Here is a 17,235-nt window from a genome sequence, read left to right as displayed (position 1 = left end):
TTTGATATGATAGGTCATATATGTTCCTAGTTAGTAAGGTGGGGGTTTTTTGTATGTTAAATAAACTTATCCGTAAAAATGAAAAATCGATAAGTATTCCTTTAAAGAAACGAAAAGAAAATGCCCAACAAGAACAATTGCCGGGCCATATTGCGATTATTATGGACGGGAATGGTAGATGGGCTAATAAGCGAGCGCTACCCCGCATAGCTGGCCATCACGAAGGCATGAAGACTGTAAAGAAAATAACTAGGTTTGCGAATGAAGTTGGTATAAAAGTGTTAACTTTATACGCTTTTTCTACGGAAAATTGGAAAAGGCCTAAAATGGAAGTTGAATTTTTAATGCGCTTGCCAGAGGAATTTTTAGGTACGTATTTACCAGAGTTAATTGAGCAAAATGTACAGGTACAAATGATGGGAAATATTGAATCATTGCCTGAGCATACGAAAAGAGCTGTAAGAAAAGCAATGGATCAAACTGCCGCTAATGACGGGTTAATATTAAACTTTGCCTTAAATTATGGGAGCAGGGATGAAATTGTTCAAGCAGTCAGTAAAATTGCCCTCGATGTACAAGAGGGAAATGTAACATTAGAAGAAATTTCAGAGGAATTATTAAGCAATCACTTAATGACAAAGAATTTAAGTGATCCAGATCTACTTATTCGAACGAGTGGAGAAGTGCGTTTAAGTAATTTTATGCTTTGGCAGCTTGCTTATACGGAATTTTGGTTTACAGACACTTTATGGCCAGATTTTGATGAGACGTGTTTAATGGATGCAATTGAAAATTATCAAAAAAGAAACAGGAGATATGGTGGATTGAAGGAGGGAGAAGGAAATTGAAGGTACGTATCATTACGGCTGTTATTGCGGCAGCACTTTTTCTTCCTATTGTTTTGTTAGGTGGACCTATTTTTACTGCACTTATATATATTATGGCTGCAATAGGCATGTTTGAGTTATTCCGAATGAAAGACTTACCGATATTTTCGTTTGCTGGGGCTATATCATTGCTCCTTTTATTTGTGCTTTTACTGCCACCATCGATTGCGGATGCAGTGTTTGCTGTAACGGGTCATTCAAAAATCGAATGGGTTTTTGTCGTTGTTTTTCTGCTCTTAATTTATACAGTGCTCGTGAAAAATCGATTTACATTTGACGATGCAGCATTTATGTTATTAGGTACTTTATACGTAGGTATTGGATTTCACTATTTTATCGAAACAAGAGATGCAGGGTTAACCTATTTAATATTTGCACTGATTGTTGTTTGGTCAACAGATTCTGGTGCTTATTTTACAGGTAGAAAAATTGGAAAACGTAAATTATGGCCAGAAATCTCGCCAAATAAAACGGTGGAAGGGTTTATTGGCGGCATCATATGGGCATTAATAGCAGCGTTTATCATACACTTTATAAGCCCGCTTACGAATTCTTACCTCGTTTTAATCGGAATTACGATTGCTGCCTCTATTTTTGGACAGCTGGGTGATTTGGTAGAGTCTGCGATTAAAAGACATTATAATGTAAAAGATTCTGGTAAAATTTTACCTGGTCATGGTGGAATATTAGATCGCTTTGACAGCCTTCTTTTCGTCCTACCATTACTACACTTTTTACATTTCATCTAAGGAGACATAATTTCATGCGGAAAAGAATAAGTTTATTAGGGGCTACCGGTTCAATAGGAATTCAAACTTTAGATATTATGAGAGAGCATCCGGAGCAATTTCAGTTGGTTGCGTTTTCAGTAGGAAAAAATATAGAAGAGACAAGAAAAATATTGCGTGAATTTCCTGTGCCATTAGTTTCTGTTTTATTTGAAGAAGATGCACATCAACTACAAAGTGAATTCCCGCACGTAGAATTCGTATACGGAGATGCTGGATTAGTACAAGTTGCTGCTCATACAAATGCGGATGTATTAGTAAATGCGGTACTTGGAAGTGTAGGCTTGAATCCGACGCTCGAAGCGATTAAAAAAGGAATTACGATTGCCATCGCGAATAAAGAAACACTTGTGACAGCCGGTCATCTAGTTATGCAAGCTGCAGGGAAACATAATGTACCAATTTTACCTGTAGATAGTGAACATTCTGCTCTTTTTCAAGCGATGAACGGTGAAAAAAGATCAGAGATTTCTAAGTTAATCATTACGGCATCTGGTGGAAGTTTCCGCGATCGTACAAGAGATGAGCTGCGAAATGTAACGGTAAAAGACGCTTTAAATCATCCCAATTGGTCGATGGGTTCTAAGATTACAATAGACTCAGCTACGATGATGAATAAAGGGTTGGAAGTTATTGAAGCGCGTGTTCTGTTTGATATATCGTACGATGATATAGAAGTGTTGTTACATAGAGAGAGTATTATTCACTCCATGGTTGAATTTGAAGATACGAGTGTGATCGCTCAACTAGGAACTCCAGATATGAGAGTTCCGATTCAATACGCCCTGTCTTATCCGGACAGACTATCGCGTCCTCATGCGAAGCGATTAAATTTAGCGGAAATAGGCAAACTTCATTTTGAAGAAATGGATTATTCGCGTTATTATGCTTTGAAACTTGCGATTGATGCAGGTAGAGCAGGTGGCACGATGACGACTGTTTTAAATGCGGCAAATGAAGCAGCGGTAGCTTTGTTTTTACAAGAAAAAATTGGCTTTTTAACAATTGATGAACTAATCGAGCGAGCAATGGATGCACATGTGAACATTTCAAGTCCAGATTTAGAAACAATCTTACATGTAGACGCTGAAACAAGAAAAACCGTGCAAAACATGATAAAATAGTGCGAGACAAACTGGAACACGATGAAGGTGGGATATAATGGAAACAGCCATTGCGTTTATAATAATTTTTGGTAGTATTGTATTTTTCCATGAGCTAGGGCATTTTATTTTTGCTAAAAAAGCGGGAATAATGGTGCGAGAGTTTGCAATTGGAATGGGTCCGAAAATTTTTGCTATGACGAAAGGTGAAACACTTTATACACTACGTCTATTACCAATAGGTGGGTATGTGCGGATGGCAGGGGAAGATTTAGACTCTGTCGAACTTCAACCCGGGTTTAGACTTGGTATACGAGTGAACGATGCGAATGAAATCGAACAAATCGTCCTCAATCAAAAAAAGCAATTTCCGGATATGCTTTTTTTAGAGGTAGAGAAATCGGATTTGATGAAGGAAATGTTCATCGAAGGATATGACGAAGAGGAACGATTAGTCAGGTATAAAGTAGCTAGAAATGCTACGATCAATGAGAATGGCAAAGAAACGTTCATTGCTCCATATGATCGACAATTTGGATCAAAAACAGTAGGACAAAGATCAATGGCTATTTTTGCAGGACCACTTTTTAACTTTATATTAGCGTTTTTCATTTTCTTATTGCTTGGTTTATTTCAAGGGATTCCAACATACGAACCTGTTATTTCAACCGTAGTAGCAGATACTCCTGCAGCGCAGGCAGGGATGAAAGACGGAGATTTAGTAACAGCAATTAATGGAACTCCTATCTCAACATGGGATGAGCTCTCAGAAAAAGTAAAAGTGAGTCCAAACGAAAATATGAATTTCACGGTTGAGCGAAATGGCGAAACATTAGACTTGACAATGACGCCGAATGAAGTTGTGGTAGGCAAAGAAAAAGTTGGGCAAATTGGTGTAAAATATAGTAGTCCATTAGAAAAGAATGCATTAAAAGCTATACCATATGGTGCGGAGCAAACATATGAAACGACCAAGCGAATATTTATTTTATTAGGCACATTAATTGCAGGCAACTTCTCAATCGATGATTTATCAGGACCAGTTGGTATATATAAAGCGACAGAAGAGGTTGCTCAATATGGTGTGTATAATTTAATGTACTGGGCAGCGTTACTAAGTATTAACTTAGGAATTATGAATTTATTGCCACTTCCAGCACTCGATGGTGGTCGATTATTATTTTTCTTATTTGAAGCAATTCGAGGAAAACCAATAGATAAGCAAAAAGAAGGAATGGTTCACTTTGTTGGAATCATGCTCCTAATGGTATTAATGGTCGTCGTAACCTGGAACGATATACAACGGTTTTTCTTCTAAAGAGGAACTTGAAGAAGGGAAAGTTCTTACAAATGAACTTTCCTTTCTTTTTCTGTTAAAGGACATCAAAATATTGTTTGATTATACAGGTATGATAAAATTCCAATTTAGAGCTTTTTAATCGTTAATGTGTAATGTGACAAGGGGTTACATTTCATTTGTTGTTTGGAGAAGCGTTCGCTCGACTCCTGCGGGAAAGCGGAGTAATCGAGACCCCGCAGGAGTGTAAGCGACGAGGAGGCTCGATTCTTCGCCCGCGGAAAGCGAGCGGTAAGCTTCGGAAAACAACTAACGGACGCCATTGATATAGGTTATAAAGGAGGGAATCGCTATTATGCAAGATGGTAAAATGAGAATGCACTTATTGCTGCAACAACTCGAGTTAACAGAGGATTCTTTCGTCAAGCATTTTGAACATGCATCGATAACTAGATTTACAGTGCATAAAAAAATAAGAAAGTGGCAATTCCAAATTCAACTTCCAACTATTTTGCCAATTGATATATATACTATTTTACAAACTCGCTTGCAAGAAAAATTTGCGGGCATAGCGAGCGTTACATTAACAATTACGAGTGAAAATGCAAGCATATCCGAACAGCTAGTAAAACAATATTGGTCAAGTGTTCTAAAAGAATTAAGTGACATGTCACCACCATTAAAAGACTGTTTGCAAAAGCAAGAGCCAGTGTGGAATGGCCAAATGATTCAACTAACATGTGGAAATGAGTTAGAGTTACGTACATTCAAAAAGAAATATATAGAGATGATAAGTTCCATTTACGAAAGTTTTGGATTCCCAAAAGTAGCGATTGATTTTAAAGTAGTCGAAAACACGGAAGCAGTAGCAGAAGCGCAGATGGCATTTTTAGAACAGCGACGATTAGAAGAAGAAGCACTCGGGAAAAAAGCTTTGTTAGATTTACAAAACCGCGAACAAAATCGTCAAGAGGCTGGAGACGTAGCAGATGGACCTTTCCAACTGGGTGTACCACTCAAGAAGGAAGAACCGATATTAGAAATACGTACAATCCAAGATGAAGAGAGAAGAGTAACGATTGAAGGTTTTGTATTTCACGTTGAAGTGAAAGAACTGCGAAGTGGGCGCTCTCTACTCACTGCAAAAGTAACTGATTATACGGATTCGATACTTGTTAAAATGTTTTCCAGAGACAAAGAAGATGCTCAAATGATGGAACGCCTTCAAAAAGGTATGTGGATAAAAGTAAGAGGATCTGTACAAAATGATACATTCGTTCGAGATTTGATCATTATGGCACAAGATATGTCAGAGATAAATCCTGTCATTCGACACGATACGGCAACTGAAAAACGAGTGGAATTACATATGCACTCCCCGATGAGTGTAATGGATGCAGTGTCCTCTGTTTCTTCCGTTGTATCCCAAGCGGCAAAATGGGGACATAAAGCTATTGCTATTACCGACCATGCAAACGTTCAATCGTTTCCTGAAGCGTATGCAGCTGGTAAAAAGAATGGTATAAAAATTTTATATGGACTAGAAGCTAATCTAGTGCACGACGGCGTTCCTATTGCTTATGAAGAACAACATACACGACTCGAAGATGCCACTTATATTGTTTTTGACGTGGAGACGACTGGTTTGTCCGCAACATACGATAAAATTATTGAATTAGCCGCGGTCAAAATGAAAAATGGTAATATTATTGATAAATTTGAACGTTTTGCAAATCCGCATCATCCCTTATCTGCTACAACTATTGAGCTAACCGGAATAACAGATGAAATGGTACAAAATGCACCAGAAATTGAAGATGTTATTAAAGACTTTTATGAATTCATTGGCGACGGTATTATCGTTGCTCATAACGCATCATTTGATATGGGCTTTTTATATGAAGGCTACCGCCGATGTGGTATCAATTATTTCACTCATCCTGTTATTGATACACTGGAGCTAGCAAGATTTTTACATCCGGAGCTTAAAACCCATCGACTAGGTTCTCTTACGAAGAAGTTCAACATCGAGTTAACACAAGCCCACCGAGCAATATTTGACTGTGAAGCGACGGGATATTTACTGCTTCATTTATTGAAAGAAGCGGAAGAAAAAGATATTGAATATCATGATGATTTCAATAAGCATATTGGACAAGGGGATTCCTATAAAAGAGCAAGACCAAGCCATTGCACCATTTTAGCAGTGAATGATGAAGGGCTTAAAAACCTATTTAAATTAGTGTCTCTTTCACATACAACAACATTTTATCGTGTACCTAGAATTAAGCGATCCGTATTACAAAAGCATCGAGCAGGTTTAATCATTGGTTCGGCTTGTGATAAAGGAGAAGTTTTTGAAGGGCTAATGCAAAAACCTCTTGAGCAAGTCGAGGAAATTGCTAAGTTCTATGACTATTTAGAAATACATCCAAAAGAAGTATATAGTCATTTACTAGAGCTTGAACTAGTGCGAGATGAATGGAATTTAGAAGATATCATTCGCAAGATGATCAAGCTAGGGAAAAAGCTTAACCTTCCAGTAGTAGCAACAGGTAATGTCCATTACTTGCATGAAAATGATGCGATTTTCCGAAAGATATTAATAAACTCTCAGGGCGGGGCCAATCCGCTGAACCGTCATGAGTTACCTAAAGTGCATTTCCGTACGACAAACGAGATGCTTGATGCATTTTCATTCCTAGGTGAAGAGTTAGCTAAAGAAATTGTCATAACGAACCCAAATAAAATTGCGGATTCAATTGAAGACATTAAACCGATTAAAGATGATTTATATACGCCAAAAATTGAAGGAGCAGACGATGAAGTTAGGTCGTTAACCTATTCAAAAGCAAAAGAGATTTATGGCGAGGAACTGCCAGAAATTGTTGAGGCTCGTATAGAAAAAGAGTTAACATCTATTATTGGGCATGGTTTTGCGGTTATTTATTTAATATCACATAAACTAGTGAAAAAATCGCTCGATGATGGTTACTTAGTTGGCTCGCGTGGATCGGTTGGATCTTCATTGGTAGCAACGCTAACTGAAATTACCGAAGTAAATCCATTACCACCACATTATGTTTGTCCAACTTGTAAGCATTCGGAGTTTTTCCAAGATGGTTCCGTCGGTTCAGGGTTTGACTTGCCAAACAAGTCATGCGAAAAATGCGACACTCCTTACGTAAAAGACGGACAGGACATCCCGTTCGAAACATTCCTAGGATTTAAAGGCGATAAAGTTCCGGATATCGACTTAAACTTCAGCGGTGAGTATCAACCGGTAGCTCATAACTATACGAAAGAGCTTTTTGGAGAAGAATATGTATTCCGTGCAGGTACAATTGGAACAGTTGCTGAAAAAACAGCATATGGATATGTCCGAGGGTATATGAATGATAATAATTTAACGATGCGAGGAGCAGAAATCGACCGGTTAGTGCAAGGCTGTACAGGAGTAAAACGAACTACTGGTCAGCATCCCGGGGGAATTATTGTAGTTCCGGACTATATGGATATTTATGATTTCTCGCCAATTCAATTCCCAGCAGATGCGCAAGATTCCGAATGGAAAACAACACATTTTGACTTCCATTCTATACATGATAACTTATTGAAACTCGATATCCTTGGGCACGATGATCCAACGGTTATTCGGATGCTCCAAGATCTATCTGGAATTGATCCGAAAACTATACCTACCGATGACCCGGAAGTCATGAAAATTTTTAGTGGTACCGAATCGTTAGGAGTTACAGAAGAGCAAATAGATTGTAAAACAGGAACACTTGGTATTCCGGAATTTGGTACTCGATTTGTTCGCCAAATGTTAGAAGAGACGAAACCGTCGACATTTTCCGAACTTGTTCAAATATCTGGTCTTTCCCATGGAACCGATGTATGGCTTGGAAATGCACAAGAGCTTATCCAAGATGGGACCTGTCAATTATCGGATGTAATTGGTTGTCGGGATGACATTATGGTTTATCTAATCTATCAAGGTTTGGATCCTTCTTTAGCGTTTAAAATAATGGAATCCGTCCGAAAAGGGAAAGGGTTAACGCCAGAATTTGAATCAGAAATGAAAGCAAAAGGCGTAGCTAATTGGTATATTGAATCCTGTAAAAAGATAAAGTACATGTTCCCGAAAGCCCATGCTGCGGCTTACGTATTAATGGCGGTTCGTATCGCATATTTTAAAGTACATTTTCCGATACTATATTATGCAGCATACTTTACCGTTCGAGCTTCTGATTTTGACTTAATATCCATGGTGAATGGTTCTCAAACAATGCGGGCAAAATTAGATGAAATCAATGCAAAAGGACTCGATGCCGCTCCGAAAGAGAAAAGTTTATTAACTGTACTTGAAATTGCACTGGAAATGAATGAGCGCGGAATTAGAATGCAAAAAGTAGATTTATACAAATCTAAAGCAACAGAGTTTACAATTGAAGGAAGCACACTTATCCCACCTTTTAATGCGATTCCTGGTCTTGGAACAAACGTTGCGATACAAATTACAAAAGCAAGACTAGATGGGGAATTTTTATCGAAAGAGGACTTACAGCAAAGAGGTCGAGTTTCGAAAACGATTATTGAATATATGGATACAATGGGCTGTTTAGAAGGGCTTCCAGAAGCCAATCAGTTATCGCTGTTTTGAGTTCGAAACAAAAGCTTATCTTTACAAACTTTGTCTAGCTTCAGCGCCAAGCTCTTCGTAGTCAAATGTGAAAAAGCTACTCTTGTGGAAGCTCGTCGCAAACAAAATCGATTGAGCTTTTCTTAAAAGAAAATATACAAAATTGGTGTGCTATAAACCCAGTTTTCCTGGTATTTATAGAGTAGGTTCTATTAAATGATCCCGCTGATTTGCGCTCCAGGCGGACGCTTTGGAGCGGGGTGAGCGATGAGCCATCACCCTAAAAGTATGAACTGTTATCCGTAGAGTGTTTACAAAGGAAGGCTAAGAGCGCCACCTCATGTGGCACCGCCTTCCGCTCCAATAAAGTAACAATAAAGAAAAGAGTACTAAAAGAGAGGGAAGTATATCCTTTTTAAGTGCATCAAGTCACTGGTACTTTAATGATAGGCTCTTTTCATTATCATCGATCATAACCTTATTCGTATTCTTCAATGAACGATACAAATCAGGTTTTGTACTTCTAAGGCACTGGCGCTGTTCTTAGTAATTTGCACGGAGGCTATAAGTATGGTAATATAAAACTACCAATGTTTCATAGTACTGTGACGAAAGAGTGGGATTTCCCGCTCTTTTCTGTTGTTATATAGAAAAATCATTGTGGTGTAGGAGGCTTATATGAGTAATATTACAAGCGAAATAGAAAATCTTGTAACGCCTATTTTACAAGAGTTGAACTTAGAGCTTATTGACATTGAATATGTAAAAGAAGGCCGCGATTGGTTTTTACGTATCTATATTGATACACCGGCTGGTGGTATAGATATTGAACAATGTGCTCAAGTTAGTGAAAAACTAAGTGAAAAATTAGACGTTGTCGACCCGATTAAGGAAAACTATTTTTTAGAAGTTTCATCACCAGGAGCAGAGCGTCCGCTTAAAAAAGATTCTGATTTTATCGCAGCAGTGGGGAAATATGTTTTCATTAAAACGTATGAACCTATAAACGGTGCAAAAGAATTTGAAGGGACTTTACTTTCCTTTTCAGTAGAAGAAGGCGCATTAATAGAAGTTCGTGTGAAAACTAGAAGAGTAAAAATTCAAATTGATAAAGAGAAAATTGCGCTTGCTCGTTTAGCAATCGATTTCTCTGCATAATGTATATTGAGGAGTGATAGCGATGAGTAGTGATTTATTAGATGCGTTAACGGCGCTCGAAAAACAAAAAGGCATAGCGAGAGATGTGCTGATTGAGGCAATCGAGGCAGCGTTAGTAACTGCATATAAACGTAATTTTAACCAAGCGCAAAATGTGCGTGTCGATATTAATTTAGCAGTGGGAACTATGCTTGTTTATTCTCGTAAAGATGTAGTGGAAGAAGTAACAGACGACCGCCTACAAATTTCGTTAGATGACGCACATGCTATTAATCCCCATTATGCCATTGGGGATGTCGTGGAAGAAGAAGTAACTCCACGTAATTTCGGACGTATTGCTGCACAAACGGCTAAACAAGTCGTGACACAACGCGTAAGAGAAGCAGAACGTGGGCTAATTTATGAAGAGTATGTAGATCGTGAAGACGATATCGTCAATGGTATTGTGGAGCGTTTAGATGCACGTAATATCTATGTTGGCTTAGGGAAAGTAGAAGCAGTTCTACCGGCGAATGAACAAATTCAAACAGAAACTTATCGCCCGCATGATCGTATTAAAGTGTATATTACGAAAGTGGAACGAACTTCTAGAGGACCTCAAGTGTTTGTTTCAAGAACACACCCGGGCTTCCTTCGCCGTTTGTTTGAAATGGAAGTTCCTGAGATCTTTGAAGGTATTGTCGAGATAAAATCGATTGCTCGTGAAGCAGGAGACCGCTCGAAAATATCCGTTTATGCGCATAACGATGAAATCGATCCAGTAGGTTCTTGTGTTGGAGCAAAAGGAGCTCGCGTTCAAACAATTGTAAATGAGTTAAGCGGAGAAAAAATTGACATTGTAGAATGGTCAGAAGATCCAGTGGTTTTCGTTGCAAATGCACTTAGTCCTTCCAAAGTATTGGACGTACAAGTAAACGAAGAAGAGAAATCTACTACAGTAGTCGTTCCAGATTACCAACTTTCTCTTGCAATTGGAAAAAGAGGCCAAAATGCTAGACTTGCGGCTAAATTAACAGGCTGGAAAATTGATATTAAAAGTGAAACAGATGCAAGAGAATTAGGAATTTATCCGAACGAAAACTCTCCAAAAGTAATTTTAGAGAGCTTGGATGATGAATTGGATGATTTCGATTTTTACAAAGACGAAGAGTAAGAATAAGCAAGGATGGTGAGCTTGTATGGCTATTCAAAAGAAAATACCATTACGTAAATGTGTTGCTACTGGTGAAATGTTCCCGAAAAAGGAAATGATTCGCATCGTTCGTTCAAAAGAAGGCGAAGTTACGGTCGATTTAACTGGAAAAAAATCAGGTCGTGGCGCATACGTATCTAAAACGATCGAAGCGGTAAACCAAGCGAAGAAGAAAAATTCGCTAGCCAATCATTTAGAAGCTTCAATTCCAAATGAAATATATGATGAATTGATTGTTATCATCGAAAGAGAAAAACTAAAATGACGATAGAACAGCAAATTACTCAACTACTTGGACTTGCAACACGGGCAAGAAAAACGATATCTGGTGAAGAGTTAGTCGTCAAAGAAATAAGAAGCAAAAAAGCAAAACTTGTCATTTTAGCATCTGATGCTTCTGACAATACAGCAAAAAAACTGAATGATAAATGTGCATCTTTTAACGTTGAGCTGCATGTCTTTGGAGACCGGCACGATCTCGGACATGCGACGGGAAAAGAGGCCAGAGTGGCAATAGCCATTATGGATGACGGTTTCGCTAAAAAACTGTCCGGCCTTCTCAACGAATATAACCGGGGGTGAGCTAATGACTAAAATCAGAGTTCATGAATACGCGAAACAAATAGATAAATCGAGTAAAGAAGTTATAGAGCAACTAGGAAAGCTTAATATTCAAGTGACGAATCATATGTCTACGCTTGAAGGAGATGCTGTAACGAAACTAGATAGCGTCTATAAAAAGACAACAACTCAACCTAATAAACCTGTTCAGTCACAAAACCAATCAAGACCAACGAACCAAGGCCAATCAAGACCGGCAAACCAAAACCAATCAAGACCAGCAAACCAAACACAATCAAGACCAGCAAATCAAAACCAATCAAGACCTGCTAGCCAAGGCCAATCAAGACCGGCAAGCCAAAACCAATCATCAAGACCAACAAACCAAAGCCAATCAAGACCTGCTAGCCAAAACCAATCAAGACCAGCTGCTCAAAGTACTGGTCAAAGTAATACCCAAGGAACGAACAATCAATCAAAAGATAAAAAAACTTTTACTAATAACAATCGTCCAGGCGGAAATAACCGTCCAGGCGGCCAAAATAGACCCGGTCAAAAATTCCAAAAAAGAAGAAAAGGTCCAACAGTTCCTGTTCAACCTCCAGTACCGAGAAAAGAAAGAGAACTTCCTGAAAAAATTACATTTACTGAGTCATTAACAGTAATGGAGTTAGGGAAAAAACTTGGTCGTGAACCAGCAGAAATTATTAAAAAACTGTTCTTACTTGGCGTAATGGCAACAATAAACCAAGAATTGGATAAGGATGCAATTGAGTTAATTTGTGCAGACTACGGAGTAGAAGTAGAAGAAGAAATTAAAATCGATATTACCGATTTAGAAGTACATTTCGAAACTTCCGAAGAAGATACAGCTAACTTAACAGAACGTCCACCAGTTGTAACAATCATGGGACATGTTGACCACGGTAAAACAACTTTGTTAGACTCTATCCGTCATACGAAAGTAACGGCTGGTGAAGCAGGTGGTATTACACAACATATTGGTGCTTACCAAGTTGTGGAAAACGGCAAAAAAGTTACATTCCTTGATACACCAGGACATGCTGCGTTTACAACAATGCGTGCTCGTGGAGCGAAAATAACGGATATTACCATTCTTGTAGTAGCAGCAGATGATGGAGTAATGCCACAAACAGTTGAAGCGATTAACCATGCAAAAGCTGCGGAAGTTCCAATTATCGTTGCAGTAAACAAAATGGATAAACCAGCAGCAAACCCAGACCGAGTGATGCAAGAACTTACAGAACACGGTTTAGTTCCAGAAGCTTGGGGCGGGGAAACGATTTTCGTTCCAATCTCTGCATTAAAAGGTGAAGGAATTGATAGTCTACTGGAAATGGTATTGTTAGTATCAGAAGTTGGAGAACTAACTGCTAATCCAAAACGTCTTGCAAGAGGTTCTGTTATTGAAGCTCAACTTGATAAAGGTAGAGGATCAGTTGCAACTCTATTAGTACAAGATGGAACACTTAAAGTTGGAGATCCAATTGTAGTAGGTCACGCATACGGGCGTGTTCGTGCAATGGTGAATGATCTTGGCCGTCGAGTAAAAGAAGCAGGCCCATCTACACCAGTAGAAATTACTGGTCTAAATGAAGTGCCACAAGCAGGGGATCGCTTCGTTGTATTTGAAGATGAAAAAACTGCTCGTCAAGTTGGGGAAACTCGTGCTTCTCATGCGCAAGTTAACCAACGATCTGAAAAAACTCGTGTGACTTTAGACAATTTATTTGATCAAATGTCTCAAGGGGAAATGAAAGAGCTTAACTTAATCGTTAAAGCAGACGTTCAGGGTACTGTAGAGGCAATGGCTGCTTCATTGATGAAAATTGAAGTAGAAGGTGTAAATGTTCGAATCATTCATACCGGTGCTGGAGCAATTACCGAGTCTGATATTAGCCTTGCAGCAGCTTCTAACGCTATTGTAATCGGGTTTAACGTTCGTCCAGATACTAATGCTAAACGCGCAGCGGACGAAGAAGGCGTAGATATTCGCTTACACCGAGTTATTTATAAAGTAATCGAAGAGATTGAATTTGCGATGAAAGGATTACTTGATCCTGAATTCCAAGAGAAAATTATTGGTCAAGCGGAAGTTCGTGAAACATTCAAAGTTTCAAAAGTTGGAACAATCGCTGGTTCATACGTTACTGAAGGTAAAATTACAAGAGATAGTGGTGTTCGTATTATACGTGACTCTATCGTAATTTTCGAAGGTGAATTAGATACATTAAAACGTTTCAAAGATGACGCAAAAGAAGTGGCAAAAGGATACGAATGTGGTATTACGATTAAAAACTTCAATGATTTAAAAGAAGGCGACATTATCGAAGCGTATATTATGGAAGAGATTAAACGAAAATGATCGTATATGCAGAGTGTGATTTCCTCATTCCTACTGCACATTCCTTAAAAGAAAAACGAGCAGTTCTTCAACGAACGCTCTCTCGCACGAAACAAAAGTTCAATGTTTCTATTTCGGAAATTGATCATCAAGATGTATGGCAGCGGACGACTATTGGGATCGTATCCGTTGCTTCACAAAAGGATGCAGCTGAACGAGAGCTTACAAACGCAATTTCTCATTTAGAATCTTTTCCGGAATGGGAATGCATTGATATAAGAAAAGAACATTTATGATAGAAAATGAGGTGTAGCCATCATGTCGATGCGCGCTAACCGAGTTGCGGAACAAATGAAAAAAGAGTTAGGCGAAATTATAGGCCGAAAATTAAAAGATCCTCGTATCGGGTTTGTTACAGTGACGGATGTTGCAGTAACAGGTGATTTACAGCAAGCGACAATTTATATAACTGTCCTTGATGGGAATCGTGCAGATACGTTAAAAGCTTTAGAAAAAGCAAAAGGATTTATCCGTTCGGAAATCGGACAACGTATTAGATTACGTATAACGCCTGAACTGTTATTTGAATTTGACGAGTCTGCAGCTTATGGTAATCGAATAGATGATTTACTAAGACAGATTAACAAGTCATCTGAAGAGTAAAAACAAACAAAGAAGTCTGCTTAACACAACAAGCAGGCTTCTTTGTTCTTTAGTGAGCAAATTAGATACAACTGGGATTTTCGCTGCAGTGCGGACGCTTTCCGCAGGGTGAGCGATGAGCTATCACCGACGCTACGCGTACGTTGTGATGTCTCATCTGTCTCAACAGAGGAACGAAGGCTAAGTACCGCCACATCGTGTGGCCGCTGGAGTCGCCGCCCTTTCGCTACAATCCATGAGAATTCGCCAGCTAACCAGTATCGTCTCTCTAACTTAGCGCACATAAGTGTGAATGACCGATTAATTAATTGTGTAGTAACTTACAATTGACTAATTAAGTCGATACCTGTTTAGAAAGTGGCAACTTCTGCCGTAGCACGAGCTGGCTCATGCGAGGTGCGGCAAGCTACTTGTTGTTACCTGCTATTGCTATAGTCAGGCAGAAAATTTAATAGGGAAATTGTTAATCGCCCATTAACCTAAATGCATTTTATTAGTTGAATAATCAACAGTGGTGTTGCGTTGAGCGGTAAGCTTTGGAAAAGTACGAAATGGATATTATTATTGATCTAGAGGTGAACTATATGTACGAAGGTATACTTCCATTATGGAAAGAAAAAGGAATGACTTCCCACGACTGCGTATTCAAACTACGCAAACTATTAAAAATGAAACGAATCGGGCATACAGGAACATTAGATCCGAATGTAGAAGGCGTGCTACCCATTTGTTTAGGGCAGGCAACAAAAGTATCGGAATATATAATGAACGAAGGCAAGACATATATCGCAACTGTATCTATAGGCTCATCCACTACAACGGAAGATGCAGATGGAGAAGTGATCGAACAAAACAACGAAGAAAAACACTTTTCACGTGCACAAATTTTAGAAGTGCTTAAACAACTAACGGGAGAAATTACCCAAACTCCACCAATGTATTCAGCTGTAAAAGTAAATGGAAAAAAACTGTATGAATATGCAAGAGAAGGAAAAGAAGTAGAACGTCCGAGTAGACAAGTAACCATTTATAAACTGAGCTTACTGGACGAAAAAGAAGAATTCTCAGGAGAAAATGTAACGTTCACGATTGAAATAGGATGTAGCAAAGGGACATATATACGAACACTTGCAGTACAAATTGGGGAGTTACTTGGTTACCCTGCACATATGTCTTCTTTAGTACGTACATCTTCGGGGAATTTTACGAAAGAACAATGCTTGACACTTCATGAAGTACAACAAGCAGTCGAAAATAATCTACTAGATAACTCTATATTACAGTTAAAAGAGGCTTTGGGACATTGGCCTTCGATTGAAATTACAGAAGAAACTAAAAAGAGTATTACAAACGGTCAAGTAGTAGAATCCCATCCATTATTAGAAACGAATGATAAAATAATATACTCTTTAAATTCTAATCCGATTGCTATTTATATTAAACATCCGACAAAAGATGGTATGATGAAACCAGAGAAAATGTTTTCAGCAGAAAAAGGAGATTAATATGGAAGTATATCACTTATCTTATCCGAATCATTTATATGGAAACGAAATAAATGATTCATATGCTTTAGCTATTGGCTTTTTTGATGGGGTACATACTGGTCATCAAGCGGTTATCCAGGAAGCTTTAAACAAAGGACAAGAGCTGAATATTAAAACGGCAGTCATGACTTTCGATCCTCATCCTTCCTTAGTTCTGGGAGGTAGGAAAGAACAAATATTTTATATTACACCAATTGAACAAAAAATAGAAATATTGAAAGAGCTGCAAGTAGATGCTGTTTTTGTTGTGCGTTTTACATCTGACTTTGCGAAACTTACTCCTACCGAGTTCATTAAATCGTTTATCAAACAAAACAATGTGAAGCATGTTACTGCAGGTTTTGATTTTACATTTGGTGCATTTGGGAAAGGAACGATGGAAGATATGGAACAACTTTCAGATGGCAAATATACCGTTACTGTTGTCGGCAAGCAAGAACTTTCTGGAGAGAAAATTAGCTCTACTAGAATAAGAGAAGAGTTAAAAGCAGGGAATATGGAAAAAGTAAAAGAATTACTAGGTCGGCCTTTTATGTTATCGGGTGTGGTTATTCATGGAGATAAACGAGGGAGAACAATCGACTTCCCAACTGCAAATATCCAACTTGCTGAAGGACAATACACACCCGCAACGGGAGTGTACGCCGTGAAAATTTGTGTGCAAGAAAAATGGTATGATGGAGTGTGTAATGTTGGGTTTAAGCCGACGTTTAATAATCCCGATGAAAAAAAGCTATCGATTGAAGTACATATTTTTGATTTTAATCAATCTATTTACGGTGAAGAAGTGATTGTACATTGGTATATGCGAATTAGATCAGAGCAAAAGTTCAATGGAATAGATGAATTAAAGGCGCAAATTGCAAAGGATAAATTAGTAGCAATCGATTATTTCAAACAAGCATAATTTGTTGCTTCATATAAAATAATATGTTATTCTGTAAAAGTACAAAATTGTACTTAACCTTTCCTTGGCTTTTTCGATTCTCCAACGATTGCTCAGGAACAGGGGATACTATGAATTTTAGG

At 38.4% G+C, this 17,235-nt stretch carries 14 protein-coding genes; all 14 read left to right on the top strand.

The features are described from left to right. Window positions 1–53: 53 nt before the first annotated feature. The 14 genes from BMZ04_RS00370 to ribF all read left to right on the top strand — a co-directional run bounded on the left by BMZ04_RS00370 (window position 54) and on the right by ribF (window position 17,113). Window positions 54–848 carry an isoprenyl transferase gene (locus tag BMZ04_RS00370; RefSeq protein ID WP_093263100.1) on the top strand — a complete coding sequence of 265 codons (795 nt, stop codon included), beginning with the start codon at window positions 54–56 and terminating at the stop codon, window positions 846–848. Beyond that, complete coding sequence (locus BMZ04_RS00365; RefSeq protein ID WP_093263097.1) at window positions 845–1,636, top strand: phosphatidate cytidylyltransferase; 792 nt, start codon at window positions 845–847, stop codon at window positions 1,634–1,636. Before BMZ04_RS00370 ends, BMZ04_RS00365 begins: the two co-directional genes overlap by 4 nt. A 14-nt stretch (window positions 1,637–1,650) precedes the next feature. Beyond that, window positions 1,651–2,799: a 1-deoxy-D-xylulose-5-phosphate reductoisomerase gene (gene dxr / locus BMZ04_RS00360; protein ID WP_093263094.1), complete on the top strand. Its 1,149-nt coding sequence runs from the start codon at window positions 1,651–1,653 to the stop codon at window positions 2,797–2,799. A 37-nt stretch (window positions 2,800–2,836) separates the two neighbouring features. Beyond that, window positions 2,837–4,096 (top strand): RIP metalloprotease RseP, encoded by a 1,260-nt coding sequence (gene rseP, locus BMZ04_RS00355; protein WP_093263091.1) that lies wholly within the window; start codon window positions 2,837–2,839, stop codon window positions 4,094–4,096. Between the two features lie 334 nt (window positions 4,097–4,430). Then, a complete protein-coding gene (locus tag BMZ04_RS00350) occupies window positions 4,431–8,741 on the top strand; it encodes a PolC-type DNA polymerase III (protein WP_369802607.1) in 4,311 nt (1,436 codons plus the stop codon). A gap of 657 nt (window positions 8,742–9,398) precedes the next feature. Further along, window positions 9,399–9,878 carry a ribosome maturation factor RimP gene (gene rimP, locus BMZ04_RS00345; protein ID WP_093263085.1) on the top strand — a complete coding sequence of 160 codons (480 nt, stop codon included), beginning with the start codon at window positions 9,399–9,401 and terminating at the stop codon, window positions 9,876–9,878. 22 nt (window positions 9,879–9,900) lie between these two features. Then, window positions 9,901–11,031 (top strand): transcription termination factor NusA, encoded by a 1,131-nt coding sequence (gene nusA / locus BMZ04_RS00340; protein ID WP_093263082.1) that lies wholly within the window; start codon window positions 9,901–9,903, stop codon window positions 11,029–11,031. 25 nt (window positions 11,032–11,056) lie between these two features. Then, window positions 11,057–11,335 (top strand): RNase P modulator RnpM, encoded by a 279-nt coding sequence (gene rnpM / locus BMZ04_RS00335; RefSeq protein ID WP_093263079.1) that lies wholly within the window; start codon window positions 11,057–11,059, stop codon window positions 11,333–11,335. Continuing rightward, the gene (locus BMZ04_RS00330) at window positions 11,332–11,652 is read left to right on the top strand and encodes a YlxQ family RNA-binding protein (RefSeq protein WP_093263075.1); all 321 of its coding nucleotides are present in this window, start codon (window positions 11,332–11,334) and stop codon (window positions 11,650–11,652) included. Before rnpM ends, BMZ04_RS00330 begins: the two co-directional genes overlap by 4 nt. 4 nt (window positions 11,653–11,656) lie before the next feature. Next, window positions 11,657–14,017 carry a translation initiation factor IF-2 gene (gene infB, locus BMZ04_RS00325; protein ID WP_093263072.1) on the top strand — a complete coding sequence of 787 codons (2,361 nt, stop codon included), beginning with the start codon at window positions 11,657–11,659 and terminating at the stop codon, window positions 14,015–14,017. Next, entirely contained in the window at window positions 14,014–14,292 is a 279-nt protein-coding gene (locus tag BMZ04_RS00320; protein ID WP_093263069.1) for a DUF503 domain-containing protein, read from the top strand. Before infB ends, BMZ04_RS00320 begins: the two co-directional genes overlap by 4 nt. Before the next feature lie 22 nt (window positions 14,293–14,314). Continuing rightward, window positions 14,315–14,659 carry a 30S ribosome-binding factor RbfA gene (rbfA, locus tag BMZ04_RS00315; protein WP_093263066.1) on the top strand — a complete coding sequence of 115 codons (345 nt, stop codon included), beginning with the start codon at window positions 14,315–14,317 and terminating at the stop codon, window positions 14,657–14,659. 584 nt (window positions 14,660–15,243) lie between these two features. Then, complete coding sequence (gene truB, locus BMZ04_RS00310; RefSeq protein WP_093265396.1) at window positions 15,244–16,164, top strand: tRNA pseudouridine(55) synthase TruB; 921 nt, start codon at window positions 15,244–15,246, stop codon at window positions 16,162–16,164. A gap of 1 nt (window position 16,165) precedes the next feature. Beyond that, a complete protein-coding gene (gene ribF, locus BMZ04_RS00305; RefSeq protein ID WP_093263062.1) occupies window positions 16,166–17,113 on the top strand; it encodes a riboflavin biosynthesis protein RibF in 948 nt (315 codons plus the stop codon). The last annotated feature ends 122 nt before the right edge of the window (window positions 17,114–17,235 follow it).

This window comes from Psychrobacillus sp. OK032 (assembly GCF_900111345.1).
Taxonomy (GTDB): Bacteria; Bacillota; Bacilli; order Bacillales_A; family Planococcaceae; genus Psychrobacillus.
Note: the sequence above shows the minus strand (reverse complement) of the source record. Positions and strands in the feature narration are given on the sequence as shown.

Excerpts from the sequence above, each read along its gene's own strand:
- BMZ04_RS00320 (WP_093263069.1), top strand. The coding sequence starts at position 14,014 with ATGATCGTATATGCAGAGTGTGATTTCCTCATTCCTACTGCACATTCC.
- rnpM (WP_093263079.1), top strand. The coding sequence starts at position 11,057 with ATGGCTATTCAAAAGAAAATACCATTACGTAAATGTGTTGCTACTGGT.
- truB (WP_093265396.1), top strand. The coding sequence starts at position 15,244 with ATGTACGAAGGTATACTTCCATTATGGAAAGAAAAAGGAATGACTTCC.
- dxr (WP_093263094.1), top strand. The coding sequence starts at position 1,651 with ATGCGGAAAAGAATAAGTTTATTAGGGGCTACCGGTTCAATAGGAATT.
- rbfA (WP_093263066.1), top strand. The coding sequence starts at position 14,315 with ATGTCGATGCGCGCTAACCGAGTTGCGGAACAAATGAAAAAAGAGTTA.
- ribF (WP_093263062.1), top strand. The coding sequence starts at position 16,166 with ATGGAAGTATATCACTTATCTTATCCGAATCATTTATATGGAAACGAA.
- BMZ04_RS00330 (WP_093263075.1), top strand. The coding sequence starts at position 11,332 with ATGACGATAGAACAGCAAATTACTCAACTACTTGGACTTGCAACACGG.
- infB (WP_093263072.1), top strand. The coding sequence starts at position 11,657 with ATGACTAAAATCAGAGTTCATGAATACGCGAAACAAATAGATAAATCG.
- BMZ04_RS00370 (WP_093263100.1), top strand. The coding sequence starts at position 54 with ATGTTAAATAAACTTATCCGTAAAAATGAAAAATCGATAAGTATTCCT.
- rimP (WP_093263085.1), top strand. The coding sequence starts at position 9,399 with ATGAGTAATATTACAAGCGAAATAGAAAATCTTGTAACGCCTATTTTA.
- rseP (WP_093263091.1), top strand. The coding sequence starts at position 2,837 with ATGGAAACAGCCATTGCGTTTATAATAATTTTTGGTAGTATTGTATTT.
- BMZ04_RS00350 (WP_369802607.1), top strand. The coding sequence starts at position 4,431 with ATGCAAGATGGTAAAATGAGAATGCACTTATTGCTGCAACAACTCGAG.
- nusA (WP_093263082.1), top strand. The coding sequence starts at position 9,901 with ATGAGTAGTGATTTATTAGATGCGTTAACGGCGCTCGAAAAACAAAAA.